26 protein-coding genes are annotated in these 25,047 nt (G+C 40.9%); 14 read left to right on the forward strand and 12 right to left on the reverse strand.

Features of this window, described 5'->3' with window-relative positions; translation table 11 throughout:
* Nucleotides 1–54: 54 nt before the first annotated feature.
* Together V7K31_RS05350 and V7K31_RS05355 are read right to left on the reverse strand one after the other, a co-directional pair.
* Nucleotides 55–435, reverse strand: a complete 381-nt coding sequence (locus tag V7K31_RS05350) for a hypothetical protein (RefSeq protein ID WP_335093023.1) — start codon at nt 433–435, stop codon at nt 55–57.
* A gap of 341 nt (nt 436–776) precedes the next feature.
* Entirely contained in the window at nt 777–1,715 is a 939-nt protein-coding gene (locus V7K31_RS05355) for a lysylphosphatidylglycerol synthase domain-containing protein (protein ID WP_335093025.1), read from the reverse strand.
* Nucleotides 1,716–1,885: 170 nt separating this feature from the next.
* On the opposite strand from V7K31_RS05355, the gene V7K31_RS05360 reads away from it, so the two are divergent.
* From V7K31_RS05360 to V7K31_RS05375, 4 genes are all read left to right on the forward strand, one after another.
* Nucleotides 1,886–2,863 (forward strand): alpha/beta hydrolase, encoded by a 978-nt coding sequence (locus V7K31_RS05360; RefSeq protein WP_335093026.1) that lies wholly within the window; start codon nt 1,886–1,888, stop codon nt 2,861–2,863.
* Nucleotides 2,864–3,102: 239 nt separating this feature from the next.
* Nucleotides 3,103–4,005, forward strand: coding sequence for an alpha/beta hydrolase (locus V7K31_RS05365; protein WP_335093027.1), 903 nt, complete (start codon nt 3,103–3,105; stop codon nt 4,003–4,005).
* Nucleotides 4,006–4,221: 216 nt separating this feature from the next.
* A complete protein-coding gene (locus V7K31_RS05370; RefSeq protein WP_335093028.1) occupies nt 4,222–5,892 on the forward strand; it encodes a phosphatidylglycerol lysyltransferase domain-containing protein in 1,671 nt (556 codons plus the stop codon).
* Nucleotides 5,893–6,141, forward strand: coding sequence for a class I SAM-dependent methyltransferase (locus V7K31_RS05375; RefSeq protein ID WP_335093030.1), 249 nt, complete (start codon nt 5,893–5,895; stop codon nt 6,139–6,141). It abuts the gene before it with no gap.
* A 164-nt stretch (nt 6,142–6,305) separates the two neighbouring features.
* On the opposite strand, the gene V7K31_RS05380 is transcribed toward V7K31_RS05375, so the two are convergent.
* Nucleotides 6,306–6,539, reverse strand: a complete 234-nt coding sequence (locus tag V7K31_RS05380) for a hypothetical protein (RefSeq protein ID WP_335093032.1) — start codon at nt 6,537–6,539, stop codon at nt 6,306–6,308.
* Between the two features lie 157 nt (nt 6,540–6,696).
* Complete coding sequence (locus V7K31_RS05385; protein ID WP_335093033.1) at nt 6,697–7,305, reverse strand: site-2 protease family protein; 609 nt, start codon at nt 7,303–7,305, stop codon at nt 6,697–6,699.
* Nucleotides 7,306–7,794: 489 nt separating this feature from the next.
* Between V7K31_RS05385 and V7K31_RS05390 the strand changes: the two genes are divergently transcribed.
* Together V7K31_RS05390 and V7K31_RS05395 are read left to right on the forward strand one after the other, a co-directional pair.
* Nucleotides 7,795–8,070, forward strand: a complete 276-nt coding sequence (locus tag V7K31_RS05390; protein ID WP_335093035.1) for a DUF485 domain-containing protein — start codon at nt 7,795–7,797, stop codon at nt 8,068–8,070.
* A gap of 195 nt (nt 8,071–8,265) precedes the next feature.
* The gene (locus V7K31_RS05395; protein WP_335093038.1) at nt 8,266–9,834 is read left to right on the forward strand and encodes a sodium:solute symporter family transporter; all 1,569 of its coding nucleotides are present in this window, start codon (nt 8,266–8,268) and stop codon (nt 9,832–9,834) included.
* A 198-nt stretch (nt 9,835–10,032) separates the two neighbouring features.
* On the opposite strand, the gene V7K31_RS05400 is transcribed toward V7K31_RS05395, so the two are convergent.
* The 6 genes from V7K31_RS05400 to V7K31_RS05425 form a co-directional block, all read right to left on the reverse strand.
* Nucleotides 10,033–10,818 (reverse strand): hypothetical protein, encoded by a 786-nt coding sequence (locus V7K31_RS05400; RefSeq protein ID WP_335093039.1) that lies wholly within the window; start codon nt 10,816–10,818, stop codon nt 10,033–10,035.
* A gap of 544 nt (nt 10,819–11,362) precedes the next feature.
* Entirely contained in the window at nt 11,363–11,596 is a 234-nt protein-coding gene (locus V7K31_RS05405; RefSeq protein ID WP_335093041.1) for a hypothetical protein, read from the reverse strand.
* Nucleotides 11,597–11,893: 297 nt separating this feature from the next.
* Nucleotides 11,894–12,229, reverse strand: a complete 336-nt coding sequence (locus V7K31_RS05410; protein ID WP_335093043.1) for a hypothetical protein — start codon at nt 12,227–12,229, stop codon at nt 11,894–11,896.
* 70 nt (nt 12,230–12,299) lie between these two features.
* Nucleotides 12,300–13,142, reverse strand: coding sequence for a tetratricopeptide repeat protein (locus V7K31_RS05415; RefSeq protein WP_335093044.1), 843 nt, complete (start codon nt 13,140–13,142; stop codon nt 12,300–12,302).
* A 227-nt stretch (nt 13,143–13,369) separates the two neighbouring features.
* Nucleotides 13,370–14,290: a ribonuclease D gene (locus tag V7K31_RS05420; protein WP_335093045.1), complete on the reverse strand. Its 921-nt coding sequence runs from the start codon at nt 14,288–14,290 to the stop codon at nt 13,370–13,372.
* Between the two features lie 20 nt (nt 14,291–14,310).
* Complete coding sequence (locus V7K31_RS05425; RefSeq protein ID WP_335093046.1) at nt 14,311–14,472, reverse strand: hypothetical protein; 162 nt, start codon at nt 14,470–14,472, stop codon at nt 14,311–14,313.
* 289 nt (nt 14,473–14,761) lie between these two features.
* Here V7K31_RS05425 and V7K31_RS05430 point away from each other — a divergent pair, with 289 nt between their 5' ends.
* Nucleotides 14,762–15,181, forward strand: a complete 420-nt coding sequence (locus tag V7K31_RS05430; RefSeq protein ID WP_335093047.1) for a BON domain-containing protein — start codon at nt 14,762–14,764, stop codon at nt 15,179–15,181.
* Nucleotides 15,182–15,593: 412 nt separating this feature from the next.
* On the opposite strand, the gene V7K31_RS05435 is transcribed toward V7K31_RS05430, so the two are convergent.
* Entirely contained in the window at nt 15,594–16,967 is a 1,374-nt protein-coding gene (locus tag V7K31_RS05435; protein WP_335093048.1) for a cytochrome P450, read from the reverse strand.
* A 232-nt stretch (nt 16,968–17,199) separates the two neighbouring features.
* Here V7K31_RS05435 and V7K31_RS05440 point away from each other — a divergent pair, with 232 nt between their 5' ends.
* A complete protein-coding gene (locus V7K31_RS05440; protein WP_335093049.1) occupies nt 17,200–17,832 on the forward strand; it encodes a ParA family protein in 633 nt (210 codons plus the stop codon).
* On the forward strand, nt 17,832–18,572 hold the full coding sequence (locus V7K31_RS05445) for a hypothetical protein (protein WP_335093050.1): 741 nt from the start codon (nt 17,832–17,834) through the stop codon (nt 18,570–18,572). The genes V7K31_RS05440 and V7K31_RS05445 overlap by 1 nt, the downstream gene beginning before the upstream one ends.
* 582 nt (nt 18,573–19,154) lie before the next feature.
* Here the strand turns inward: V7K31_RS05445 and V7K31_RS05450 are convergent.
* Nucleotides 19,155–20,051, reverse strand: a complete 897-nt coding sequence (locus tag V7K31_RS05450; protein WP_335093051.1) for an alpha/beta fold hydrolase — start codon at nt 20,049–20,051, stop codon at nt 19,155–19,157.
* A 184-nt stretch (nt 20,052–20,235) separates the two neighbouring features.
* Here V7K31_RS05450 and V7K31_RS05455 point away from each other — a divergent pair, with 184 nt between their 5' ends.
* The 5 genes from V7K31_RS05455 to V7K31_RS05475 all read left to right on the forward strand — a co-directional run bounded on the left by V7K31_RS05455 (nt 20,236) and on the right by V7K31_RS05475 (nt 24,960).
* Nucleotides 20,236–20,547 (forward strand): BMC domain-containing protein, encoded by a 312-nt coding sequence (locus V7K31_RS05455; protein ID WP_334947384.1) that lies wholly within the window; start codon nt 20,236–20,238, stop codon nt 20,545–20,547.
* Between the two features lie 85 nt (nt 20,548–20,632).
* Nucleotides 20,633–20,983: a carbon dioxide-concentrating mechanism protein CcmK gene (locus V7K31_RS05460; RefSeq protein ID WP_334947382.1), complete on the forward strand. Its 351-nt coding sequence runs from the start codon at nt 20,633–20,635 to the stop codon at nt 20,981–20,983.
* A gap of 140 nt (nt 20,984–21,123) precedes the next feature.
* Nucleotides 21,124–21,390, forward strand: a complete 267-nt coding sequence (locus tag V7K31_RS05465; protein WP_335093443.1) for a type II toxin-antitoxin system ParD family antitoxin — start codon at nt 21,124–21,126, stop codon at nt 21,388–21,390.
* Nucleotides 21,391–22,241: 851 nt separating this feature from the next.
* On the forward strand, nt 22,242–23,429 hold the full coding sequence (locus V7K31_RS05470) for a HetZ-related protein 2 (protein ID WP_335093053.1): 1,188 nt from the start codon (nt 22,242–22,244) through the stop codon (nt 23,427–23,429).
* A 277-nt stretch (nt 23,430–23,706) separates the two neighbouring features.
* The gene (locus V7K31_RS05475; protein ID WP_335093054.1) at nt 23,707–24,960 is read left to right on the forward strand and encodes a pilus assembly protein PilB; all 1,254 of its coding nucleotides are present in this window, start codon (nt 23,707–23,709) and stop codon (nt 24,958–24,960) included.
* Nucleotides 24,961–25,047 lie beyond the last annotated feature (87 nt).

Here is a 25,047-nt window from a genome sequence, read left to right on the forward strand (position 1 = left end):
TATAGGTTACTTAATGACTAATCAAAATTGAATTTACAGGGGATTACAACCTAGTTAAAGACTCAACTTTTCAATATTCACCGTACCACCCTGTACAACAATGCCAATTTTTTCTGCTAGCTTGCTGAAATTCTGGATGAGAGAGGCTTGAGATTTAACAGTATCCGCCAAAGCCTCAACAGCTTGAGCAATTTCAGGGTCTTTCTTTGCCGCTTGTTCTACCTGCTCAACCAAAGAAGCTTGACCATAATCTAGCGGTTGTGTTTGAGCCAGTTCAATACCACTCGCCGTAATAGGTTCTTTCCGCTTCAGTAGTGATAATAATTTCCCGCCTTGCTCTAAAGCCTTTGTGCCTAGAATTTCACCAGTTTTTTCAAAGGCTTTGGTGACGACTAAGGTTGCGATCGCAGCTGCTGTAAGTGATACTGGCTCCATAAGTTTGCCAAAATACACGAGATTTTACTTATGGTTCTCAGTCTACAGTTTCTAAATAGTTAATGGAGAGCAAATAGTAAAAAAAATTATAAAGAATACAGCCTCACAATTCAGGTCATGTGGAAAAATCCACGAAAAACCTAACCCCCTAACCCCCTTCTCGCAACGGGAAGGGAAAAATTCAAAGTCTCTCTCCTAAAAGGAGAGAGATTTAGAGAGAGGTTTTCCAGATACCGTGAAAAGTCAGAGAATACAGCCAGGGCGAATGGAATTTGCGGGAAGTTTTGTGGCAGAGTCTAAATCCACCTTACAAAACTTAATTAGGAATTACGAATTACGAATTATTTTAAACTCCCTGTTCTAAATCTAATTTCATAAAGTCCTAGCAAACCTGCTGCTACTAGCAAAGGTAAGAAATAATAGACTCCCCGATAAGCTAACATTGACCCCAAAATTGCCGCCGCCGAAACTTTTGAGGACAGAATCAGCAAAATTACAGTTTCAAATACTCCCAAACCACCGGGGACATTACTAACAACACCTGCAAACATCGCTAGTAAGTAGATTCCCAAAAAATCCAGATAGGACAAAGATATATTAGTAGGAAGCACAGCATAAAGAACTGCTGCTGCTAAAATCCAATCAAGACCAGAAATTGCTATTTGAACCAGGGATATTTTAAAAGAAGGAAATCGAAATTCTTGTTCACGAATTATTAACGGTTGTTTAATAAAAATACTTCCTAGCAAATAAATAGCTACCAATACCAGAAAAATTACGCCAATGGGACGCACAGTGGCAAAAGGTAAATGTAGTTGAGTGGGAATTTTCAGGGGGTTGACAAGGAACAAGTAACCTGCGACAGCAAACATCCCCAACCAAAAGGTAAAATTGGCGAAAGCAATTACTTGAGCGATCGCTCCTGCTGACACTCCCCAACTAGAGTAAAATCGATAACGGATAGCACTGCCAGTCAGCAAGGCAAAACCTATGGTATTACTAAACGCGGAGCTAATAAAGCTGGTTAGAGCAATCTTGTTCCAACTTAGGGAACGATTAATGTAGCTAAAACCTAAGATATCGTACCCAATCATCACTAGATAGCCCAATGCTGTCAGCCAAATTGCCCAGCTTAAGCGACTTTTGGGAATAGCAGCTAGAGAGTTGAGGATATCACGATAATTATACTCATGTAATTCGTTAGCGATCGCCCATAGGGAAAGCACCAGGAGCGATAAGCCGAACAGCGTACTAAATTTTAGTCGAAACTTTTTAAGCATTTTAAAAGTCCTGAGTACTAAGTGAAGAAACCTATTCTAAGTCTTGACTTTTAACTTCCTAGCAGTCGCCAAATTTCCATCGGTTTGACACAGCATTGACATATCATTTGCATAAGCTTTTGAAGATAAACACCAGATACAATAGTTGTTTTTATAGTGATAACTGATTAATGAACTACAAAAAATCTCAAATTATCTTGCTAGTTTCAGTATTAACTCTAGTTGGCTGTAATTACCGTCAAAGTGTAGCAGCAAAATTATCTCAACAGCAGGATTTACAAACAACGCCTTCTCTTTTTTCAAGCCAGCCCAATACTAGCGATTTAGCTACTCCTCTAACTTACAAGATTGAAACCTATGATAGTCAGGTAATGGGTGCAAGTCGTACCTACGGCGTTTCTTTACCACCGGGCTATAAACAAAACCTAAAACAAAGTTATCCTGTAATCTTTCTCCTGCACGGTGGACATGGTTATCCTACTGATTGGTTTATTCAGAACAAGGGACAAGCTCTCAAAACTGTGGAACAACTTTATACTACAGGTAAGTTGCCACCCAGCATCATCATCACACCAGATGGCAACGACAAACGTGGCTCTAGTCCCTACCGAGATCCCGCATATATCGATGGCCCTTACGGTAAAGTCTCTACAGCCGTAGGGGATGAGTTAGTAAAAGTTGTGCAAAGCCGTTATCGGACACTAACTAATCCAGATTTTTGGGCGATAGGTGGTTTATCTTCAGGTGGTTGGGGAGCAATGAATGTGGGATTACACAACCTAGATCATTTCTCAATTTTATTTAGTCATAGTGGTTATTTTCATGATAAAAGTGGCCCGATAAATAGTCCAATATCTTATATCAAAACCATTCCTTTACAAGCTAAAAAAAGATTACGTATCTACCTAGATTCAGGTAAATCAGATATTGAAGAAATCGACGAAGCCAAAGGATTTACTAAAGTACTAAACGAACTCAAAATTTATAATTCGTTTCGTCAGTTTCCAGGGAGTCACACTTGGCAATACTGGCGTGAACATTTAGCGGATTCTTTGACATTTGTGGGAAAAGAATTTAGAGCTTCTGAGATAGCTCATAGAGATGAGAATTTAGGTTTTAATCGGGGTAAAACTACTCGAAGTTATTAAAACCAGGACTTACGCAAAAAATTTCTGAAGTAGCGGTAATTCATGAATTACCGCTACGACAAATCAGGTTTTTGAGACAATTTTGCGTAAGTCATAAGAACTTTTAGTGAAAATAATGCGATTTTGTCAAAACGTTGACTTCCATTATTGGTGAACGTGGAAAAATTTGGTGCAATTTTTCAGCAGATTAACTATAGTAAGTTCTAATTGAGGTGATTTTTTTTAACCGCCAAAAGAATATGAAGATTTATAAATTTTTAATCAGCTTGGTAGGAGCGATCGCACTCCTGACTACCGCCGGTTATTATTATGTATTCATCTTGGGTGCGCCACAACTAGACCCGCCCCCAGAAGAGGCAGATACTGGGCTAAAGTTTCAATTAGCAACCTTCAACTCCCAAGCAATGGGTGCAGTCCGTAACTACGGTGTGATTTTGCCCCCTAGCTATAACAAAAATCAGCAAAAGCGCTACCCTGTGATATTGTTATTGCACGGTGGTCATGATGATGCTCGTGCTTACGCTGATAAATACGGACTCTTAGAAGTACTGCATGAACTTTATCAAAGTGGAAAATTACCGCCATCGATTGTGATTACACCTGATGGTAATGATAATCGCGGTTCTAGTCCTTTGTATGATCCTGATTATTTTGATGGGCCGAATGGCAAAGTGGGGACTTTGATTGGTTCAGAATTAGTACAAATTGTCAAGTCGCGCTACCGCACTTTAGAAAAACCCCAGTTTTGGGCGCTGGGAGGTCTGTCTTCTGGGGGATGGGGGGCTTTTAATATTGGGTTACGCTATCTCAACAACTTCCAGATTTTGTTTAGCCATAGTGGTTATTTTACCGATAATAGCGGTTCACAAAATAGTCCCCAAGAAATCGTGCAACAGCTACCAGTTCAAGATAGGAAGCAATTGCGTGTTTACCTAGATGCAGGTCTGAATGATACTAGTTTACTGGCTTCTACCAAAACCTTCAACGAAACCTTAAATAAATTAGGCATTGCTCACGTATTTTATGCATTTCCTGGAGGTCATGGTTTGTCTGGTGCGGATATAGGCTGGAACTACTTTCATAAACATCTCAAAGATTCACTATCCTATGTAGGAGAACAGTTTAAAAAAGTTAATAATTAGGAGTTAAAATTTGAAACCTCAGATTCCACCGCTTCCCTTGTGCTACGGCATTAAAATTAAGGTGTTATGGAGAAAATTCAAAACATTAAAGCTTAATCCGTATAATTAACACAGCCGATAAAACTAGTTTGTTTATTATTTTAGTCCAGAAATAGAGTGCTAGAGCCAAAACTTCTAACTCCTAATTTGTAACTCCTAATTAATACTTTTAGACTAATGACCAATAATTTAAAAACTCAGATTGGACTTTGGAGTGTAGCTTTCCTTACAGGTTTAGTCGGAGTAGTAAATTTGTTGTCCGCAGTGACACCTACACTGTACGGGCGAAATCAGTGGTTAAAGGAATTTTTACCATTTGAAATTCGGGCCGGTGGTCATATATTTGCAGCGTTGACTGGGTTTGTTTTACTAGCACTTGCTACTAACTTATTACGCCGAAAAAGAATCGCCTGGTTACTGACGATTACTTTACTAGTGATTTCCATTTTCAGCCACTTGCTGAAGGGATTGGACTATGAAGAAAGTCTACTCTCTGGAGTTTTACTGGTGCAATTAATTTTGATGCGCCATTTTTTCACGGCGCAATCAGACCGTCCTTCCATTGCACGGGGAGTTCGAGCGCTGATAGGTGCTTTACTATTTACCCTGGCATACGGAACTATTGGATTTTACTTGTTAGACGGCAAGTTTTCAGAGAATTTTAATTGGCGTGAAGCAATAGTTCAAACTTTGGCGATGTTCTTCACTGAGGATAATTGGGGACTACAACCAAAGAGCCGATTTGGAGATTTCTTTGCTAATTCTATCTATATTATTGCCGCAGTTACTATTACATATGCAATAGTAATGTTATTGCAACCTGTGTTTTGGCGGAATCTGGCAACTACACATGAGCGGCAAAAAGCTAAAGAAATTGTTGAGCAATATGGATGTTCTTCTTTAGCAGCGATCGCACTCTTAAATGATAAAAGTTATTATTTCAGTCCTTCGGGTAATAGTGTAATTGCTTATGTTCCTAAAGGACGGGGCGCGATCGCCTTAGGAGATCCCATCGGCCCCATTGAAGACCGGAAAGAGACAATTGTTGCTTTCCAGCAGTTTTGCCAGCGCAATGACTGGTATCCTGGATTTTACCAAACTATGCCCAATGATGTTGAGCTTTACAAGTCATTGGGGTTTAAGGTACTCAAGATTGGAGAAGAAGCGATCGTTGACCTAAAAAGTTTTACATTACAAGGTAAAGCCGGTAAAAACTTTAGACCATCAATTAATCGTTTAACTAAGCTAGGATACCAAATCGACTTTTACCAACCACCCATCGCCGATGCTTTGTTGCACCGACTCAAACCTGTGAGTGATGAATGGCTGAAAATGGTACAAGGTTCGGAAAAACACTTTTCTTTGGGTTGGTTTGAGGAAGCTTACCTGCGAGAGTGCGAGATTGCTGTGGTGCATAATCCCGAAGGTGAAATCAGCGCCTTTGCCAACATTCTTCGGGAGTACCAACTCAACGAAGCCACTATTGACATGATGCGACACCGCTCGTCGATTGAAAATGGTACAATGGACTTTCTATTTATTTCTCTGCTCCAACATTTTAAAGAGTCTGGCTACGACAGCTTTAATTTCGGTCTTTCTGCCCTTGCGGGAGTTGGAGAAAACCCAGAATCACGCCGCTTGGAGAAAATATTGCATTATCTTTATGGACATTTGAATCGCTTCTACAATTTCAAGGGACTGCACGCCTACAGAGAGAAGTTCCGCCCCAGTTGGGAACCACGTTATTTGGTTTACCCCAGTTTAACCGCCTTACCCGATGTAGTTGTGGCATTGATTCGCGCCGATTCAGGCGATCGCCTCTTCGATTATTTCAAACCGGGAGCCTAAATGTGGGAAAATAATAATGCGCTGACTCAAAAAATTCGCAATGATTTTGACCAAATTGCTTTGCATGAGCAAGAAGGTTGGAATCACAACAGCCACTATCACAATTTTTTACTCAAACAGTTACCATTCCACTGTGAAAACGTTCTTGATATTGGGTGTGGAACTGCTTTATTCTCGCGTCTTCTAACTAAAGGTGCTGATGTAGTTGTTGCAATAGATTTATCAACCCCAATATCCCCGATTTCTTAGAGAAGTCGGGGATATTGTTTCTGCGCCTTTGATTCAGGATTGCTATAAGCTGTTGCGTATTTAATTTGTATATGCGACGCGGGCAAGATGCCCGCACTACAATAATTTTACGTTTTCGGATTATACAATTTAGCTGCACATCAGTTTAGCAATTCTAATTATTATTATGGTTTTCCTAAAATACAGCTAGAGTTTGGATGTATTGCAGAAGAAATTGGACTAGCAGTTGAAGACATCATTACAATAACACTGCCTATAATTTGTAACGACAGTAACAAAAAAATACTGTAGTAAATTATTTTTAAATCTTTATTAATTATTTGGAAATAGCGTTCTACAAAGGAAGAATAACCTGCAATTCCCACAGAACCAAAGCTGCCAACAATCAATAATCTCATCAATAATTCAATGGAAGACGTAAACGGCGATCGCTCTTGACTCTCCAGATGGCAGAAGTACATCAGCAATGCCCAAGGCAATGCTAGTAACAGCAACCACAAGTTTTTGTTTGATTTTCATTCAAATTGTCCTTTGCCTTTGCCTAAAAGTTGCTCTTTACATCCCCAATCCTGACCGAATAAATAAATCAGCAATCCTACTAAGTCCTGTCCCCAAACCCGGAATTATAAATAGAAGCATCATGGCAAAGAGTCCGAACTGGGTATATTGCAGTGGCTTTAGCTGAGGAAAAATCTCACTGAAAACATGAAAGCCATCGAGTGGTGGAATTGGTAGCAGATTAAACAGAAATAACGTCAAATTAATCCGAGCCGCTAGGTAAAGAAATTCGACACTGAAGAGTCCTGAAAGACTAGGTTTAAAGAAAAGTTTGAGCAGCACAATAAACAGAATGCCTAAAGCCAGATTTGATAATGGCCCAGCTGCTGATACCAAAATATTGCCTAGCTTCCCAGAGCGAAACTTAGATGGGTTGACGGGCATTTGTCCCCAAGCTATACCCATGAGACAGAGAAAAATGAGGGATTCTTTGCCCATGTGAACTACAGGATTAAGCGTGAGATGACCAGTTTGTTGTGGAGTGTTATCTCCCTGACTCATAGCAGCCCAGCCGTGAGCAAGTTCATGCAAAGTGATGGAGAATATCACAATTACAACGATTCTGAAAAAATAAATCGGCTCTGTGATCAGTGTTTGGATAAACATAATTTACTAAATTTTGGTGATGCCCTATCTATGTATTAGCAAGTTATTGATATAAATATTACTAAAGTATTCACTGATGTCGCTACAGCAATTTTCGGTATGTTTTATAACTTAATATGTACTTTTTTTATTAATCTCAGTTGATTTGATAGCTTAAAAAAACATTTCATAAGACTTGAAGGATTTTAAAACCTAGTAGTATTTACGTAATTAATTTTACTTTTAGTATAAAAAATAGTAGTTTATGTAAAAATTCGCAAATCCCAGTATAGACGAGCTTTATTTGGTATAACTGCATCTACAGATAGTTTTATGTTTTTCTGACTCAAAACAGAGCCGCTATTGTCTTGTTATTTTGGTATATTACTTTGCAAAGTTAATTTTATTACCTGAAATAGCAATAAATTTACTAATAATCTTTAAGAAAATTACGCACAAATCAACTTCAATGAGACAATCTGACCTAATCTTCTCAACCTAAAGTAAGACATGAGCGATCGCACAAAGGCTCTCCAGGCTCTCGCGGCTGAACGTTGGCGGGTATCCCTGATTCTCAGTGGAGCCATGATCTTTATTTACTTTGGCTTTATCCTATTAATCGCGTTCAATAAGCCCCTACTGGGGTCATTAGTAGTTCCTGGCCTCAGCTTGGGAATTTTACTAGGGGCGCTGGTAATTGTCGCAGCATGGATATTAATTTTTATCTACGTGCGTTGGGCAAATAGTAGTTATGACGACCAAATCGCCAAGCTGACACGCAAGTGAATTAGCTATTAGCAATTTCTAAAACACCAATTCAGTAATCCTGGAAGAAGCTCTCCCCCAACCCATCTCCGTTGGCGTCAGCCTGCCGTTAGGCAAGCGGAGAGGGGAGTTTGGCTCCCCCTTCCCTTGTAGGGAAGGGGGCTGGGGGGTTAGGTTTTTTCTAGTCCCAAATCCAAAATACTAAACCAAAAAAGCATGAATAGTGTGTGGTTCGATCTGCCACTAGCGGCGGATATTACCAGTCTTGGTCACTTTAACCCGTTAGCGATCGCTTTCTTCTTTCTGTTTGTTACCAGCTCTTTAGGCATTACCTTTTGGGCGGCAAAACTCACCAAAAATACAGCACAGTTCTATACAGCTGGCGGTAAAATTAGCGGTTTCCAAAATGGACTAGCCTTGGCGGGAGACTTCATGAGTGCAGCTAGCTTTTTAGGTATCACTGGGCTGGTAGCACTCAACGGCTTTGACGGCTTAATTTATTCTATCGGCTTCCTGGTGGGCTGGCCGATTGTCATGTTCCTAATTGCCGAACCACTACGCAACTTAGGTAAATACACCTTTGCCGATGTAGTAGCTTATCGTTTGCAGCAAAAACCTGTACGTATCGCATCGGCGATTGGAACGCTGGTAGTGATTAGCTTTTACTTAATTGCCCAGATGGTAGGCGCTGGTGAGCTAATCAAACTATTGTTTGGCTTTGATTATGAATTAGCTGTAGTCATCGTCGGTTGCGTGATGATGGCTTATGTGATTTTTGGCGGGATGATTGCCACCACTTGGGTACAAATTATCAAAGCAGTTCTGTTGCTTGGTGGAACTATTTTGCTAGCTATCTTGGTAGTGGCACGATTTGGCTTTAACCCGATCGCTCTTTTCGCCGCCGCATCACAGAAGTATACAGGTGTATTAGCTCCGGGCAAACTGGTTTCTGACCCCTTAGACGCTATCTCCTTGGGGATGTCGTTGATGTTCGGCACTGCTGGACTACCCCACATCCTGATGCGTTTCTACACAGTACCAGACGCCAAAGCCGCGCGGCTCTCTGTTACTTATGCTACAGCTATTATTGGCGTTTTTTATCTCCTTACCTTCATTCTGGGCTTTGGAGCGATGGTACTAGTAGGTCAAGATGCCATCAAGCAAATTGGGACTGGTGGTAACATGGCTGCACCGATGTTAGCAGAATTTCTCGGTGGTGATGCTTTCTTAGGTTTTATTTCGGCTGTTTCCTTTGCGACGATTTTGGCGGTTGTAGCGGGGTTGACACTCTCAGGTGCAGCTGCATTGTCTCACGATTTGTGGGTGAACGTAGTGCGATCGGGTCATGCTGACGAGTCAGAACAGCTGAAAGTGGCTCGTGGTGCGACAATGGTTTTGGGATTAGTAGCGATCATTCTGGGTATTTTGTTTAAAGGGCAAAACGTGGCTTATATGGTAGGTTTAGCATTTGCGATCGCAGCTAGTGCAAACTTCCCAGCCTTGCTCTTATCAATGCTTTGGCGACGCTTCACTACTAACGGTGCGGTTGCGAGTATGTTAGTCGGTACCGTCTCCTCTTTAGTGCTGATTTATTTATCACCAACTATTCAAGTAACGATTCTCAAGCACGCTTCTGCACCCTTTCCTTTGAAAAATCCTGGATTAATCAGTATCCCACTGGCGTTTATTGTGGCGATCGTCGTTTCACTATTGAGTACTGAACAGGAGGCACTAGAAAAATTTGCGGAAGTTGAGGATCGCATCCACATTGGTTCTGGAATGTGATTTTGTCAACGCACAAACAAGTCTAAGCGGCGAAAGCCGCTCAGAACTATGTGGAAATGCGTAGCATAACAACTGATGAGCATTGGGGGGTTGAAGTTTGAGGACGTTTAACCGGAGAAATTTGGTCAACTAATGGCATCTGCGCCCGATTGGGTGGAATGGATGGTTTGATTTGCTGGGCTAGGTAAACCTAAACAGTTATGAGCGATCTTGTGTCCGTAAAATAGTAGTACCAACAGAACCCGCTAATTCCACATCTTCTAAAAACATTTCATTAACAGTCTTTTGACGATAAATCATCATTTCCCGCACCCAAGAGTCATGACCTTGCTCCATGTACTTACCAATACAGTAACCAGAGTATTCAATATGCTTGGTTTCGTCGAAAATCAACAAATCAGACATTCGAGTTACTTTTGCTAAGTTCTTAGCTGTAGCATATGCTTGCAGTACTGGACGCAACAATAATTGTAGGATCAATGCCCGAATTTCTAAGAGATTGATTTGGATAATCTCATCCATCACCAACTTTTCATCGATTATTTGAGCCGAAGAAATGGGTATTAGGGGCGGATGCTTGTGGTGATAGTATTGCGGAGAAAAGGCTTTCAACTGTGTGCGGAAATCTGCTTCTATTTTCGTCGGAAAAATAATATTCAACAGTGCCACAAACATTAGTGAGTGGCGCGACTCATCAATAGAGTGATTTCTCACCAACTGGGCAAACTCCTGATTTTCGATCTGCTCTGAGAATTGCCAAACTTGTTTAGAACCAGTTCCTTCTTCAACGACGTTACTAATCAGGGAATTAGAGAACCACTCAGCATTACGAGCAAACTGACGATAGGAATTACCGTACCATGCCATACCGTGTGGTGGTGGATGAATTTCGCAAGCCTGTCTCAAAACACTTTGATAATCTTCAAGAATCTGGCAGTTATAACGTTGTAGATAATTGAGCGCCAACTCACTAACATTGTTCATATATTTTATCTTAAAAAAACTAGATTTAGTATAATTCCTACCCTTGATTGGATAATTATTAGTAGCACATAGCTCTTAAAGCATAGGTGTAGATATAAACCTTTAGAGTATATTTGAAAAGTATTGGGCGAATATAATGAGACTGTTGGCCAATTGATAGGGGGTCTAACCCCTCAGCCTGAATCCATCTTAATTTCTTTAATCTTCAGTGCGTTTCAACGCACTTTAGCTATGAGCAATCAATTTATTGCAGGGCGAGAAAGCAATGCCAAACTAAGGTTTTAGGGGTGGGGGGTTTAACAAGAGAGTGAATTCGCCAACAGTCTCATATAATTCGCTATTACACAAACGAAGTCCGCTTTGAAGTTCTGAACGCCGGAAGTCGGCGCTCAGACTTCTCTCTACGCGGACTAATAAAAAATCAAGGGTTTTAAACCCACCTCTGTGGGTAAATTCTCGTGTAGCCGGGATTTCTAGTCGTCAGGGCTAGTAATAAATTAAACTTTTCAAACATCCTCTTAAACTTAATCTTTCAATTTAATGATTAGTCGTTCTTGCATTTGGGTGGTACTGCAACGATTAGAATTGTAAAAGGGCGCTTCGGTGGTACTGCAACGATTAGAATTGTAAAAGGGCGCTTCGGAAGAGATGGACAGTTACTACCATTCGAGATATCTTTTGGCACGCTTGTACCACCTTTTATTGCCTCCATGTCTTCTGGACTTAAATCAAAACTAATTAGTTCGTTATCTAGATTCTCTAGTTTTACATTTTCCATCTGTTTAACCTCCATTTAATTAGTATCAACCGGAAAGAATTTCTAAATACACAAGCTTCTTTCTGAGTTCAAGAACTTAAACAACGCTTTTCAAATAATTCGTTGCTTAATTTATCTTGAAGATTCACTATTATTTTACAAACTAGCATTATTCCTGCACAGTTTGGCAATTCTTACATTATGTAAAAGGGACATAAGTAATTTATTTTTACTCGAATATTAATAGTAGTTAGGTCAAAGGCGAATGGTACGCTTGAAAAACTAAAAGCGATGAAAGAAAAAAAGGATTGCAGCCTTTTAATGCCATTGAGCAGTGGTTGGATGGGTCAGGCGATCGCATTCTTGGTGGACGTGGAAACGCCATCGCTCTCCATTGCAGGTGCTGCGTAAAATAAAAAAGGAGTCGGAATTCAGAATATTCCACCCATGAAGGGATGGAGTATTAAGTATTGAAAAATATTTTAATTTTGTTTCGCCCACAACTCGGCTTGGTTTTAAACCAATATTCAGACGTTCGCGGACTCGCACTCCGCAAGCTATCACCCAGTAGTAGATAAAACATTGCTGAATTCTGACGCCTCGGCGGAGCGTCTTTGGCTTCGCTGCTGACTCCTGAATTCTGTTTGATAACACGAGAAATAAATTGTTCTCCGACAACATAACTCAGTGGTCTGTTCACTTTTAACTAAAACCCTGCTTTTGCCTACTGTCCAAGTTCTTTGATGTTATTCATCACTTGTTGGTATAAATCGTTGTTACCTTGACTTTGAAAAATGCTTGCTGCTTGTTGCAAGTCCTTAAGCGCTCCCTGTTTGTCTCCATTGGTGGCGCGGGCATTTCCCCGGTTATTGTAGGCAGGGGCAAAGTTAGGATTGAGGCGAATGGCTTCATTGTAATCCGCGATCGCTCCCTGTGGATCTCCATTGGCAGCACGAGCATTTCCTCGGTTATTATAAGCTTGAGCATATTTGGGGTTGAGGAGAATCGCTTGATCGAGATCATCCATTGCCCCTTTTTTGTCTCCATTGGTGGCGCGGGCATTCCCCCGGTTATTGTAGGCTTCAGCATAGTTGGGATTAAGGCGAATCGCTTCACTGTAATCTTTGACTGCTTCTCTGTTATTTCCTAGTGAGGCGCGGGCATTCCCCAAGTTATTGTAGGCTTCGGCGTCGTCAGGGTTGATGCGAAGTGCTTGATTGTAATCTGCGATCGCTTTGTCCTTGTCTCCCAAATCAAAGTAGGCTAATCCCCGGCCGTTGTAGGCAGCGCCATATTGAGAATTTTGAGCAATTGCCTTACTATAGGAAGCGATCGCCGCTTGCAAGTCGCCATTTAAATGCTGATTCTTTCCCTGAATATAGAATTTCCCACCAATGGAAGTTGTCGCTGAACGGCGGCTAGGTGGACTGACTCCGATTTCTGTCACCAATAAATTGTCATTCTTACTGCAAGAAACACTACTAATTGCGGTCAATGTAGTAAAAATAGCTATGGTAAATAAAGTATTTACCCTTGTTCGCTTTTGCCTAAATAAACGCCGTCTCATAAGTTAATATAAACTGCCATAACACCTGAACACAATTAGTACCAAAATCTAGATTTTCATTCTTAAACTCAATAATTATTCTAACTTTTTATATAAGTTTAAAGTTAATTTACAAATTAACCTAATATTCAATAGCTTTATTTAATGGTTATTTATCAAAGCAATTATGAACTATCAAGTATAAAATTTGCTAGATAAATTCTGGCATTTGTAGCCTGATGAACAATTTACTCATCCTCCGTTTCATTCTCTTCAGTTTTGGTATTTAGCCGCCAAGACGTGGTTTTTTCAATATCTACAGATAGATGTTCCAGATTTTGCCCTAAATCTTTTTGGAGTTTCTGAGTTAGTGTGATCGGAAAATCTAAATTAATACCTTGAGTTTGTGCTAGCCTTGCCAATTCTGTAAATGCAGCTTTGACTGTAGTACGCTCATAACTAGTCAGCTTATAATCAGAAGTTTCCGATATATTCTGAGCTTGCATAGCTTTTTTCATGCGTTCTTGTAAATGCTCAAATTCAGAATTCAACAACTTCCATTGTTGCTCAAGTTGCGAGTATCTAGTACTTAGTGATATTAAGTCTTCCGTTGCCGAGTTGGGGCTGGCTTTGGCTTGTAATCCTAACAAATTTAAGTGGATTTGAGCAAGATAAATACAATCTAAGTAAGCATACTCTATCTGTTCTTCAGTTAGGGGACGTTTTCCCCAATCGCTTTTTTGTTCTTGTTTGTCGATATTATTAAAGCTACAAAGTGCCGTAGCTATGGTTTTGAGTTGGTAGTTAGGTAATGGTAAAAGATAGTAGGGAATTTTTTTTGCCATTTCCCAAGTGCAAGTAACATTTTTGGCTTTCTTGTTACCGAGAAGCTTTAGATCATAACTGGCCTTGTGAAAAACTTTTTCAATTGTAGAATTTACCATAATTTCATCAATAAATTCAGCTATGATGTTAGGCTGATCTAGGACATCTAAAAGGTAGACGCGATCGCCACTCATATCTTGAGGATTATCTAATACCTGAATCAGCGAGAGTCGGGGATTACGACTTTTATAGTCAGCCACTTCTGTATCTATCCACAGCGTTTTAGCGTTGGTATATTCAGTAACAATGGCACGAATTTCGCCGACGGAAGTAAGGTACGGCATTGGCTAATATTTCCTGATATTTAGGGCATTGTAAGCAAGCCATAGTTTTCTAAAGTAACATTTTGTGGGCACAGTATTGCCAAAATGCTGAAGTTTTGAGTTGCGACGCCGAATAGCCCGTCGTAGACATCGCCAAACTGACTTAAATCTGATAACATCGATTCACTACTGTGGGATGGCATTGTCTACCATTGAGAAAGCTCCTGTGCATCTACATTAAATTCATCGAGAGCTACAGGCTGTATGCAGAGGTATCCTGGTTAGCAGCCGTCAGGAAAATTGAATTGGCATTTCTCAAAACTGGCAGCAAAATCTTAGCTTTAGGAAATCGTCCAAGTTTGAATTTTCAGTAATCTGAGCGCTTGCTTAGGCACTTTTGCTACTTCAAATTTAATCGTTTTTTAACATCTGCTCCTCACCATGACACACACCTCAATTAATCGCTTCAAGTACTCAATTCGGAGATAGATAATGAAAAAGCTGATTCCATTGCTAGTTAGCAGCATTTTGGTAGTTGGTACTTTTGGCTGTCAAGAGGCTCCTAAAACTGGTTCGGAAACTCCTAATACTACTAATGAAGCTGCTCAAGCACCAGCTTCGCCAGCTTCGCAGGTAAATCAAACTACTACCAACGTTCCAGTAAAAGAAACTGCTGAAAAAACGGCAGCAACCAAAGCTAAGGGCGACTTAAAAACCGAAGTTAGTAAAAATTTGAATAAAGGCTTACCAGGTAATAAGTTACAAGTTGAAAACAAAGAGGGTGAAATTATCCTCAAAGGTACAGCAGCTTCTAAACAAGAACTCCAGAAAGCTGAAACCTTAGCTAAAGAAGTTCAAGGTGTGAAAACGGTGAAAGTGGAAGCAAAAGTTGAAGCTACGAAAAAGCCATAAAAGAATAACTGAAGCTCTCAGTTAATATCGGTATGAAAGCCAAAGCAGGGACTTACGCAGATGTAAGTCCTGTTTTTGATTTTCTCAAATCGAGGTAAGCAAATTCGTAGATATAAAACTAGTATTTGATTTTTGAAATACACGTATGGTAGCGATCGCGTACATTCGTGTCAACTTAAGCCCAAACCCCTTTAAAACCTTCTGGCTGGAAATGCTGCTCAATTGCGGCTCTGCCGCCAGCAAAGGAGGCGGAGCCTCCAGAACGGCATTCCCAGTCGGAGACTGGGAACGAGACAATCTAAAAGCTAGTTATAGACTGGCTTTCACGTTAAGTTGACACGTATGGATAGCGTAACGCTCCACAAGCTTGGAATGAATGGTGCGTTACGCTCCGCTAACACACCCTATAAGACTACTGATGTTTTTTCAAAAACAATACTTGAGGTGTCGCAACCATCCGCATTCCTGCGGGTGCAGCAATAGTTAACCCACGGCGCACAGGACGCACAGGACGCTTGTTGGCTAGCGATACTTGGAATTCCGACAAAACAGTTGCCAAGACGATTTTCATTTCATACTGGGCAAATGCCATCCCAATACAGCGACGATTACCACCACCAAAGGGTAAATATTCATAAGGTGAATATTGTCTTTCTAAAAAGCGTTCTGGTTTGAACTGCTTGGATTGTGGGTAGACTTCTTCCCGATGATGTGCTAAATAAATACTGGGGACTATTCTTGTTCCCTCTCGCAGTTCGTAGCCCATAATTTTAATTGGGGTCTTCACAATCCGCACGAAAGCAGTCATTAGGATTGGGTAAATTCGCAATGTTTCTTGACAAACTGCTGTCAAATAGGGCAATTTAGCTACATTACTCAAATCGGGGTTAACTCCAATGGTGTTAAGTTCCTCTAGCAACTTCTCTCGCACCTCTGGTAAATGGTCAATCCAGTAAAAAGCCCATGTCAATGCAGAAGCGGTAGTTTCATGTCCCGCAACTAGCAGCGTCATTAGCTCGTCGTGTAATTCTTCATCTGACATCCCTTGACCATTGTCATAACGAGCAGCCATCATCAAACTCAGGATATCTTGGCGATTTTGATCAGATTCAGCCCGACGTTCTCGAAGCAAAGCATAAATAAGTTGATCAATTTTTTGCCGTTGTTGCAGAATCCAACCCCAGGGACTCCACGCACCGAAATCTTTTTGCATGAACCGGAAAAAGAAGGCGCTAGACATTACGGGCGAACTGATAAAGTCTAGTAAGTCACTTAGCGATCGCCTCAGTGACTCAAAAAGCTCTCCTTCATTCAAACCAAATACAACCCGTAGGATAACACGCAAGGTAATTTCTTGCATCGACTCACGGATATTGAAAGGCTTGCCAATTTGCCATTCATGACTCACCTGTTGGGTTATTTTACAGATATCCTCACCATAAGCCCGCATCCTTTCGCCATGAAAAGGAGGAGCTAATAGTTGCCGTTGGCGCTGGTGGCGATCGCCATCTGATAACATAAAGGAGCGATCGCCAAGCAAAAATCTTAGTCCTATCGCCCTGCCAACCTCAAAATGGCTAGAATCAGCAGTAAAAATCTCTTCCAGCGCTTGGGGTTGACTAAAGTACACACGATGGTTATCAGAGCGACTACTCCTGATCGTAAAGGTGTCACCATAGATTTTCGCAAAATCATCCACATATTTCACTGGCTGACCAATAAACTTGATCATCCGCAACCAGCGCGGCATTTGAGGTCCATCAGGCAGATTGTCAGTTGCTGTCATAGAATTTTCTGGAATTGATGGCTGATGAATTTTATTGTTACGAGTTTTCATGTTCTTGAGAGTCACATAAAGCGGTATATTCTTGTAAGGGAGTCCCAATGAAAAAGTTTCATCACCAGAAACTAAGAACTAGGAACTAGGGACTAGAGATCAGGGGGACAAAAAGGAGAATAATAACTCCTAACTCCTAACTCAGCACTCAGCACTCAAGAGGCAGAATCGGAAGCAAGCAGTGCCAAAAATCATCGCTATTCTCAACGGTAAAGGAGGAGTCGGTAAAACGACTACCGCAGTCAATCTGGCTGCAAACTTTGCGAAGAAAAAAAAGGTGCTTTTGATTGACGCAGATATTCAAGGTTCTGCCAGTTGGTGGTTTGGGCGCAGTCAGCAAGGAATGGGATTTGATTTATCTCAAGAAACCGATCCGACACTTTTAGGTGATTTAGGAAAGATAACAGGTTACGATTTAGTAGTGGTGGATACGCCTCCCGCGCTGCGCTCTGAAGCATTAGTGGCGGTAGTTGCGATCGCAGATTATCTAGTTTTGCCTACACCCCCAGCCGCAATGGATTTAGCTATCCTCGTGGAAACAGTCAAGGAAGCCGTCATCCCCTTGGGAACCCCCCATCGGGTATTGCTTACCAAAGTTGATACGCGCAGTATGGGGGAAGCACTAGAAGCAAAAAACACTCTGACTCGATTAGGTATTCCTACTTGTAATACCTTCATCCGTGCCTATAAAGCTCATGAACGAGCGGCACTTGAGGGTGTAGCGATTAGTCAATGGCGAGGAAGTAATGCACGGGAGGCGGAGTTAGACTACCGCCGTGCAGCTGATGAATTACAGCGTGATTGGAGAAAATAATGGTTAAGAAACAAAGCCTATCTGACTTACTACAAGAAGAGGCGCAAAAATTTACACCCTCAGAAGGTGAACCTGCGATCGAAGTTGCAGCAGAAAAAGTTGTCGAAGAACAGGCTTCATCTGATGAGGAATCCTCAGCACAGCCATCTGAGGCGGCTTCTAATAAACGCACAAGTCCTACTAAAGCTGATTTAGAAGCAACTGTCAAAGAATTAACAAGTAATCTGGAAACAAGCCACAAAAAAGAAGTATCTCTTGGACAGGAAATTGCTGATTTGCAATCAAAATTATCTAAACAAAAAACATTTACATCAGAACAACAATCAGTGATACAACAGCTAACAAAAGAACTTGACGAAACCAAAAAAGCAGCACTGCAACTTGCAGAAGCAAACTCCCATCTGATAGAAGAATTTAATGCTTTAAAACAAACAGCAGAAGATAATTCTAAACTTATTGTAAAAGAAACTACTGCGATAAAACCAGTAAAAGAACACTACAGTCCATATAACTACAAAAAATCACATCGGCCATCGGAAACACTAGCTCAAAATCAACCAAATGAGTATGCTGATAGTGTTGTCAAAGAAACTAGTGCTATAAAACCCGTAAAAGACCATTACAATCCACTTAACTACAAAAAATCACATCGGTCATCGGAAACACTAGCTCAAAATCAACCTCAAAATCAACCAAATGAGTATCCTGATAGTTCTAATGAGATGTGGTTGCTTGACTAGAGTCAGTTAAGGGATTGACAAATAAAAAAATACTCAACTATTTCTTGTGGGGTGGGCAGCCCTCACTCGAACGCTGCCCACCCCACGAGATTGGATAATTTATTTATTGTCAGTCCCTAATCAGTTAGATAGAGATTAATGGCACAAATCAAAATCTCTGATTTGTCACAAAAAACTTCATCAAATGGCCATTTAACTATTAAAGATCATCAGTAAATTCCTAGTGAGCGATTCATCGCTCAAAACAAGGATTATCAGGATTAAAGTCCTTACTACAAACTTTAGTTTATTTACGCCTAGTAGTCTGTCAAGAAATAATTGACGAATAAATTTTCTGTAGAGACGGCGATTTATCGCGTCTCTTCAACCGTCAAAATGGGTTTGACAGACCACTAGTTACAAAGAAAGGTAGGAGGCAGTTCTTGCTGAAGGCAGGAGGTTAGAAATATCAATTAAAACAAAAGTTGCTGGGTTATTGCCCAGTTTAAAGAAAGAATTATACCGAGACGGGCTGCGCGAGGTATAAAGCGTCCTTACTACAATCCCACTATGAGTAAGGGTGGGTTCCTCCTGCCTCCTGAATTAATGTAATTCACCACAAAAGTCTAAAATATGCTCTGCGGTAATTTGTGGTTGTTCCAGGTGTGGGAGATGACCACAATCTTGAATCCAAACGAGAGTACTGTGTGGAATTGCCCTTTTAAACTTTGTGGCATCCCCAATACCCAAAATTTTATCGGAATCGCCCCACAAAATTAGCGTTGGTTGCACAATTTGTGATAGCGTTTCAAATCTAAAAGCATTGTAACCACCGCTTTTGGTAAAAGCAATCACAGCTTGATGCCAACTCGGCATTTGTAAATGTAATGCGCCACAACATAGCGCATCGATAGAGGCAAGACTTTGATTTTTATATCCAATGCGGGAAACGCGATCGCGCACTTTCAGATTACTCAAAAATTGAGTTGCTAAATAATCCAACGGGGGAAACATTAATTTACTTAATGGTGAACCACCCGCTAACCCTGCACTGTCAATTAACACCAGTTTTTTTACCACTTCTGGGAAAGTCAGCGTAAAATCAATCGCCGTCGCACCCCCCATCGAAGCGCCCACTAAAATTACAGGTTGCTTAATCAGGCTTTTCCAAAAATAATAAAGATGGGTTTTAATTGTAGTTGGGCTATAAGCAATTCCTGAGAGTCTATCTGTAAACCCAAAACCCAACAAATCTACTGCCCAAGTTTCATTATCTCCAGAAAGCAGTGGCAAAAGCCGCCGAAATTCTAATACAGAACTGTCAAAGCCGTGAATTAATAAAATAGGAGTTCCACCACTACCTTGCTTGACATAGGTTGTGGTAACTGGTTGATTAGTTAAAGGAGTAGCGATCGCAGAAGTTTGAATATTCCGAGCTAGTGCGATCGAAGTAGGTTCTGTCAGTTGCCCAACAGATGTAGGAAGAAAAGTCGGAAACATACATCAATATCTTAGTCCATAAACTATAGACTACCCTTAGAACAGGGAGTAATGAGTGGTGAATCGGCAAATCCCCACGCCCTCAGAATTCCTGGCATCAAAGAAAGTTTTCTAAAATGTCAAAATTTGCACTAAAGCCACGTACAATTAAAGTCGCCTATCCCTTAATCCAGGAGCTAATGCCATGCCAATGGCCGTTGGCGTAATTGAAACTTTAGGTTTTCCTAGTGTCTTAGCAGCAGCAGATGCAATGGTCAAAGCTGCCACAGTCACAATTGTGTACTATGGTCAAGCGGAAAGCGCTCGCTTGTTAGTCGCCGTCCGGGGACACGTTGCTGAGGTAAAAAGAGCTGTTGAAGCCGGAATCGCAGCTGGAGAGGAAGTTAAGGTTGGTACAGTAATTACCTACTACATCGTTCCCAATCCGCCGGAAAATGTGGAAACCATATTACCAATCCATTTCACTGAAGAATCAGAACCTTTCCGCATATTCTAAGCAATTTTGCTATCAAAATCTGTAGCGAAGCTTCGTACAATTAATTCGTAGCCCCCATATCCTTTATTCATACAGGAGATTAATAATGTCATTACAGGCAGTTGGAGCACTTGAAACGAAAGGTTTTCCGGCGGTGCTAGCAGCAGCAGATGCTATGCTAAAAGCTGGTCGAGTCACCCTCGTTGGTTATATCAGAGTAGGTAGCGCTCGCTTTACAGTTAATATTCGTGGTGATGTTTCTGAAGTAAAAGCTGCTATGGCTGCTGGTATTGAAGCCGCAGAAAATGTTTATGGCGGTACCCTAGAATCTTGGGTGATTATTGCTCGTCCCCATGAAAACGTTGAAGCTGTTCTGCCAATTGGTTACACAGAACAAGTCCAACAGTATCGAGAATCTGTAGAAAATCCCATTGTTAGATCATCTAACAGTAGATAAAGTCAACCCCCCTGCGGGGAAATTTAAAATTCAAACAAGAATCCCTATAAATGAATACTCATTAGAGGAGAGAATAGCAGTTCCGGCGGCGCTCTTGTTAGAACAAAGGTAATGTTGTTTTCTTAACTAGAGTTAAAATCATCAACATCCAACTTAAACCCGAACACGAGCAATTTATTCAAAGCCGAATTGCTAACGGTAGATATGAGAATGCTGATGATGTTATTGCATTAGCATTAAAACTGCTGGAGGAATACGAAAAGGGTTATCAGGAGTGGGAAGAAGAAACCCATAAAAAAATAGCTGTTGGACTTGCTGAAATCGAACGTGGAGAGGTGCTTGATGGTGAAGTGGTAATAGCGCGACTTGAAAAAAAATTGCGTCAAGCGCGTGGTAGTCAAGAGTGATGTAATACGTGATCACTTTCCAAGCTAGCCAAGATTTAGACGAGATTTTGGATTATTTTTTAAGTCGCAATATTAATGCTGAGGAAAGATTTATCCGAGAGTTTAATAATCGAGAGCGATTCCACTAACATTAACCCCCTTGAGATCGATCCTAGTAAAATCCCTTTCCCAAGCAGCGTAACGTTTTCTCAATTTTTCGCCGTCCATAATTTACTTTTATTATTATTCAACACATATAAAATCCTAACCGCTATTTTACGTATATACACTTAATAAAATCAAAATATATTACGATATTTAACTTAATTACGATTCAGTTAGGGCTTGCTTCTCCCTAATCCTCTTTAAAAAAGAGGCAATTAAGCCCATTTATTTTAAGAGGGGTTGGGGGGATCTTCCAGGGCAAAATCTCATTAACACCAAGCAAGCATCTTAAGATTTAACTAAGTATTCTACTACGTAAGGGATTGTAAAGGGTTGAAGTTGAAACTTATACGGCTGAAATAACGTCTAGAGCATTGAGTTAAATTAGATTCGTTCCTCCTATGTGTTACAAAATGTCAGATTTCCCCGATTCCATCTCGTGCAAAGGTGTATCGTCACCACTCTAGGTAAATTTCTGTTCTCAGTTAAATAACATAACTTTACAAAAAGCTAAAATTTACATAATTGGCTGAAACGCTTTATAGGCATGAATTTTGGGGTTTTTAAAATTGAAAACAAAACATCAATGTAGAAATTTATGCATAATTTTAGTGAATTAAGACGTAATAAAAGTGGAATCACTGAGCTATTTTCATGAGACTCATGAAATCCGGGAAAGTTACCAGTTAAAAAATTAGGTGGGACGAATGGGGGTTGTGATGCAAACTTCAAAATTAAGTTTCGAGGAACGCAATCTCACTATGACAAAGGATGTAGAACAACTGGCTCTAGATTGGCGAAAGCGCTTGGCTGCGGAATGTCCAGACCAAAATGAAGCTGCTAGGCAAAGCATTATTCTCTGGCTATTTGGATCTGACTCAGAACGCTTTGATCTGTTTAACCCTAAGGAATTCAATATTGCCAAGCAAGCGATGGAATATCGCTGGAGAATTTTATGTCAACGCTACCTGGGGCTAGGGCGAGAACGTGCTTATCGCAACTTGATAACGCGATTGGGGAGTTTAGTAACATTACGGAATAAGATTCAGACTTGGGTTTCCCTCAGCCGCGATCGCCAGCGCAGTGTGATGGATGTGTTACAAGAAGTACTCCAAGAATTACTGCAAAGCGATAGCCATATGCAACAACAAATGGCTGATATTGCTAAATATACAACTGATAGACGATTAAGGGATGCTCTGCTATTTGCCAGTGTAGAAGAATATTCTCTGCGGCCAGTACGCAATCAACCACTATTAGCTTATCGATTTGTGAATTACTTGCGTCGCACTCAGCGCGGTGGCTTAACCCAAGTGCCGGGCCGTGACTTGATTAGACTGGTGTCGGAAGAAGTTCTCACAGACGACAATGATAATCGAGTTAACTTAGTGGATAATCAGGCGATCGCCGAATATCAAGAAGCACAACAACTAGAAGAACAACAAGCACTGCGCCAGTCAGTACAAAAAGAATTTGAAAATTATTTACAAGAAAATCTGGGAGCAGAGGCTGTAGAATGGCTACAACTGTATCTGCAAGGTAAGTCTCAGGAAGATATTGCCAAGAGACTGAATAAGCCGACTAAGGAAGTATACCGTCTGCGAGAAAAAATTAGTTACCATGCTGTACGTGTTTTTGCCCTGAAAGGTAAACCAGAACTCGTAGACGCTTGGCTCTCAATTTCCTTGCAAGAACATAACTTGGGGTTAACGCCAAACCAATGGCAGCAACTTGAGCAAAAATTGACTACTCTGGGACGGCAGATCCTAGATTTACGGAGAGAGGGTAACTCAATAGAAGCAATAGCCCAACACTTAAAACTCAAAACCCATCAAGTGCTAGGCGAATGGACAAAAGTCTATCTTGCAGCCCAAGCTTTAAGAACTCAGGAGTAAGCTATGAAGCATCTGAGGTCGTGGGGAAGAGTAGGAGATGGAGAAAACAGGGGAGCAGGGGCATATGCATATAGCAAGTTCTTCCCATCTACCTCTTTATCCCCCTCATCCCTAACTCAGTATTATCACTAAACTATAATCCAAAATTGATTATTTACTTACGTCTACTTATGTATAGATAATTAAATTTTTAAGAATTTAACAAAGGATCTTGATTAAATGTTTACTAAATTAGAGGAAAGATAGTATACAAGTAAACACCAAGCAAATCAAACCTATGTTGTCTTCAAAAGGCAAACTAACAGATACCACAGGAAATAGAAAGCAAGTGCTAACTGCTACACAACCCCACTGGGAGCGAGTAGACATTCGTAAGCAAATATTCCAGCTGATGGATAGTCTTTTGTCTTTTGAAGCTTGCCTCTACCACCAGATTCTGCCTTTTGAATTAGAAGACAATAACCTATTGCTAGGTATGGTTCATCTCCAAGACAGGGAGGCACTAGATTACGCTAGTCGCATCTTGTCTTATATCAATTGCACAACGACAACTGAGGCGATCGCAGCTGACGCTCACCGCCGAATACTCTCAGCCTACCTCAACCATAAGAATACATCTCAGCTAGATGCAAAACTTGGGCATCAGCCAACAACGGACTTTCCCCCAAGAAATAGCGCAGTTACAACTACTGACAAACCTATCCCCTCCCTAGATGCCGACTCGGAATTAAATCAGCAACCAATATTGATGGTGTTTCAGACACAAAAGCGTCAACATTCTTGGCAGCGCGTAGACTTGCCTCCGATCCCAGAGCTAGATAAATTATCTCAAACTCCGACGTTCTTGACTCCTATTTCTAGAGGTCAAGAGAGAGAGACATTTGTTACAGCAGCACCAAACAATTTACCTATTTTGTCTACACAAGTTCCCGAACTATTTAGTCCGATTGAAGTGCTACCAACACTACCACCCAAGAAATTACTAGAAGAATTGCTAGGGCGAATTCTGGCTGGGGGAATTGGTCGGCTGTACTTAGAAAGACAAGCTTATGAAGGCAGGATACTGTGGAGTGATAATGGAGTCTTGCAGTCTGCATTAGACAAACTACCGCTCTCTGTTTTCCAAGGAGTACTGAATGAATTAAAGCGGTTTGCTTCTTTGCCTATCACCACGGTTACAGAACCAAAACAGGTAGAAAAGGAATACGTATATCAAAAGAGCCGCTTATTGTTACGCTTGCGAGTCATGCCGGGAAACTACGGCGAAGAAGCAACGCTCCAAGTCTTGCGGGGAGCAGCATTAAAGTTCTATCAACAACAACAGTTGGCCCGTTTGAGCCGCGATGCCTTAGGGATTTCTCAGCAACTAAGCATCAAGTTGCATGAACTACAAGAACGGCTTTTACTGAATCCCAGCCTTGACTCTCAGCAATCAGAGGCTTTGATTACCCTGCATCAACTAGTGAAAAATTTAGAACAACAGATCAAAATACTGGCACTGGAAAGTAATCCACCAACAAACAGCAAATGATCGGTCTGTCAGTGAAACCCCTGATTTCGATCACATACATAATTGTTATGTTTTAATGGAACCCCAGACCGATCAACCTGATTAGGT

Origin of the sequence: Nostoc sp. (assembly GCF_036917675.1) — a bacterium.
Lineage (GTDB): Bacteria > Cyanobacteriota > Cyanobacteriia > Cyanobacteriales > Nostocaceae > Nostoc.

Bases quoted from the DNA above. Each gene is read 5' to 3' on its own strand.
- V7K31_RS05425 (WP_335093046.1), bottom strand. From the start codon at position 14,472: ATGCCATCCCACAGTAGTGAATCGATGTTATCAGATTTAAGTCAGTTT.
- V7K31_RS05370 (WP_335093028.1), top strand. From the start codon at position 4,222: ATGACCAATAATTTAAAAACTCAGATTGGACTTTGGAGTGTAGCTTTC.
- V7K31_RS05395 (WP_335093038.1), top strand. From the start codon at position 8,266: ATGAATAGTGTGTGGTTCGATCTGCCACTAGCGGCGGATATTACCAGT.
- V7K31_RS05420 (WP_335093045.1), bottom strand. From the start codon at position 14,290: ATGCCGTACCTTACTTCCGTCGGCGAAATTCGTGCCATTGTTACTGAA.
- V7K31_RS05415 (WP_335093044.1), bottom strand. From the start codon at position 13,142: ATGAGACGGCGTTTATTTAGGCAAAAGCGAACAAGGGTAAATACTTTA.
- V7K31_RS05470 (WP_335093053.1), top strand. From the start codon at position 22,242: ATGGGGGTTGTGATGCAAACTTCAAAATTAAGTTTCGAGGAACGCAAT.
- V7K31_RS05360 (WP_335093026.1), top strand. From the start codon at position 1,886: ATGAACTACAAAAAATCTCAAATTATCTTGCTAGTTTCAGTATTAACT.
- V7K31_RS05355 (WP_335093025.1), bottom strand. From the start codon at position 1,715: ATGCTTAAAAAGTTTCGACTAAAATTTAGTACGCTGTTCGGCTTATCG.
- V7K31_RS05445 (WP_335093050.1), top strand. From the start codon at position 17,832: ATGGTTAAGAAACAAAGCCTATCTGACTTACTACAAGAAGAGGCGCAA.
- V7K31_RS05460 (WP_334947382.1), top strand. From the start codon at position 20,633: ATGTCATTACAGGCAGTTGGAGCACTTGAAACGAAAGGTTTTCCGGCG.
- V7K31_RS05475 (WP_335093054.1), top strand. From the start codon at position 23,707: ATGTTGTCTTCAAAAGGCAAACTAACAGATACCACAGGAAATAGAAAG.
- V7K31_RS05385 (WP_335093033.1), bottom strand. From the start codon at position 7,305: ATGTTTATCCAAACACTGATCACAGAGCCGATTTATTTTTTCAGAATC.
- V7K31_RS05400 (WP_335093039.1), bottom strand. From the start codon at position 10,818: ATGAACAATGTTAGTGAGTTGGCGCTCAATTATCTACAACGTTATAAC.
- V7K31_RS05390 (WP_335093035.1), top strand. From the start codon at position 7,795: ATGAGCGATCGCACAAAGGCTCTCCAGGCTCTCGCGGCTGAACGTTGG.
- V7K31_RS05405 (WP_335093041.1), bottom strand. From the start codon at position 11,596: ATGGAAAATGTAAAACTAGAGAATCTAGATAACGAACTAATTAGTTTT.
- V7K31_RS05365 (WP_335093027.1), top strand. From the start codon at position 3,103: ATGAAGATTTATAAATTTTTAATCAGCTTGGTAGGAGCGATCGCACTC.
- V7K31_RS05375 (WP_335093030.1), top strand. From the start codon at position 5,893: ATGTGGGAAAATAATAATGCGCTGACTCAAAAAATTCGCAATGATTTT.
- V7K31_RS05430 (WP_335093047.1), top strand. From the start codon at position 14,762: ATGAAAAAGCTGATTCCATTGCTAGTTAGCAGCATTTTGGTAGTTGGT.
- V7K31_RS05380 (WP_335093032.1), bottom strand. From the start codon at position 6,539: ATGAGATTATTGATTGTTGGCAGCTTTGGTTCTGTGGGAATTGCAGGT.
- V7K31_RS05455 (WP_334947384.1), top strand. From the start codon at position 20,236: ATGCCAATGGCCGTTGGCGTAATTGAAACTTTAGGTTTTCCTAGTGTC.
- V7K31_RS05350 (WP_335093023.1), bottom strand. From the start codon at position 435: ATGGAGCCAGTATCACTTACAGCAGCTGCGATCGCAACCTTAGTCGTC.
- V7K31_RS05450 (WP_335093051.1), bottom strand. From the start codon at position 20,051: ATGTTTCCGACTTTTCTTCCTACATCTGTTGGGCAACTGACAGAACCT.
- V7K31_RS05435 (WP_335093048.1), bottom strand. From the start codon at position 16,967: ATGACAGCAACTGACAATCTGCCTGATGGACCTCAAATGCCGCGCTGG.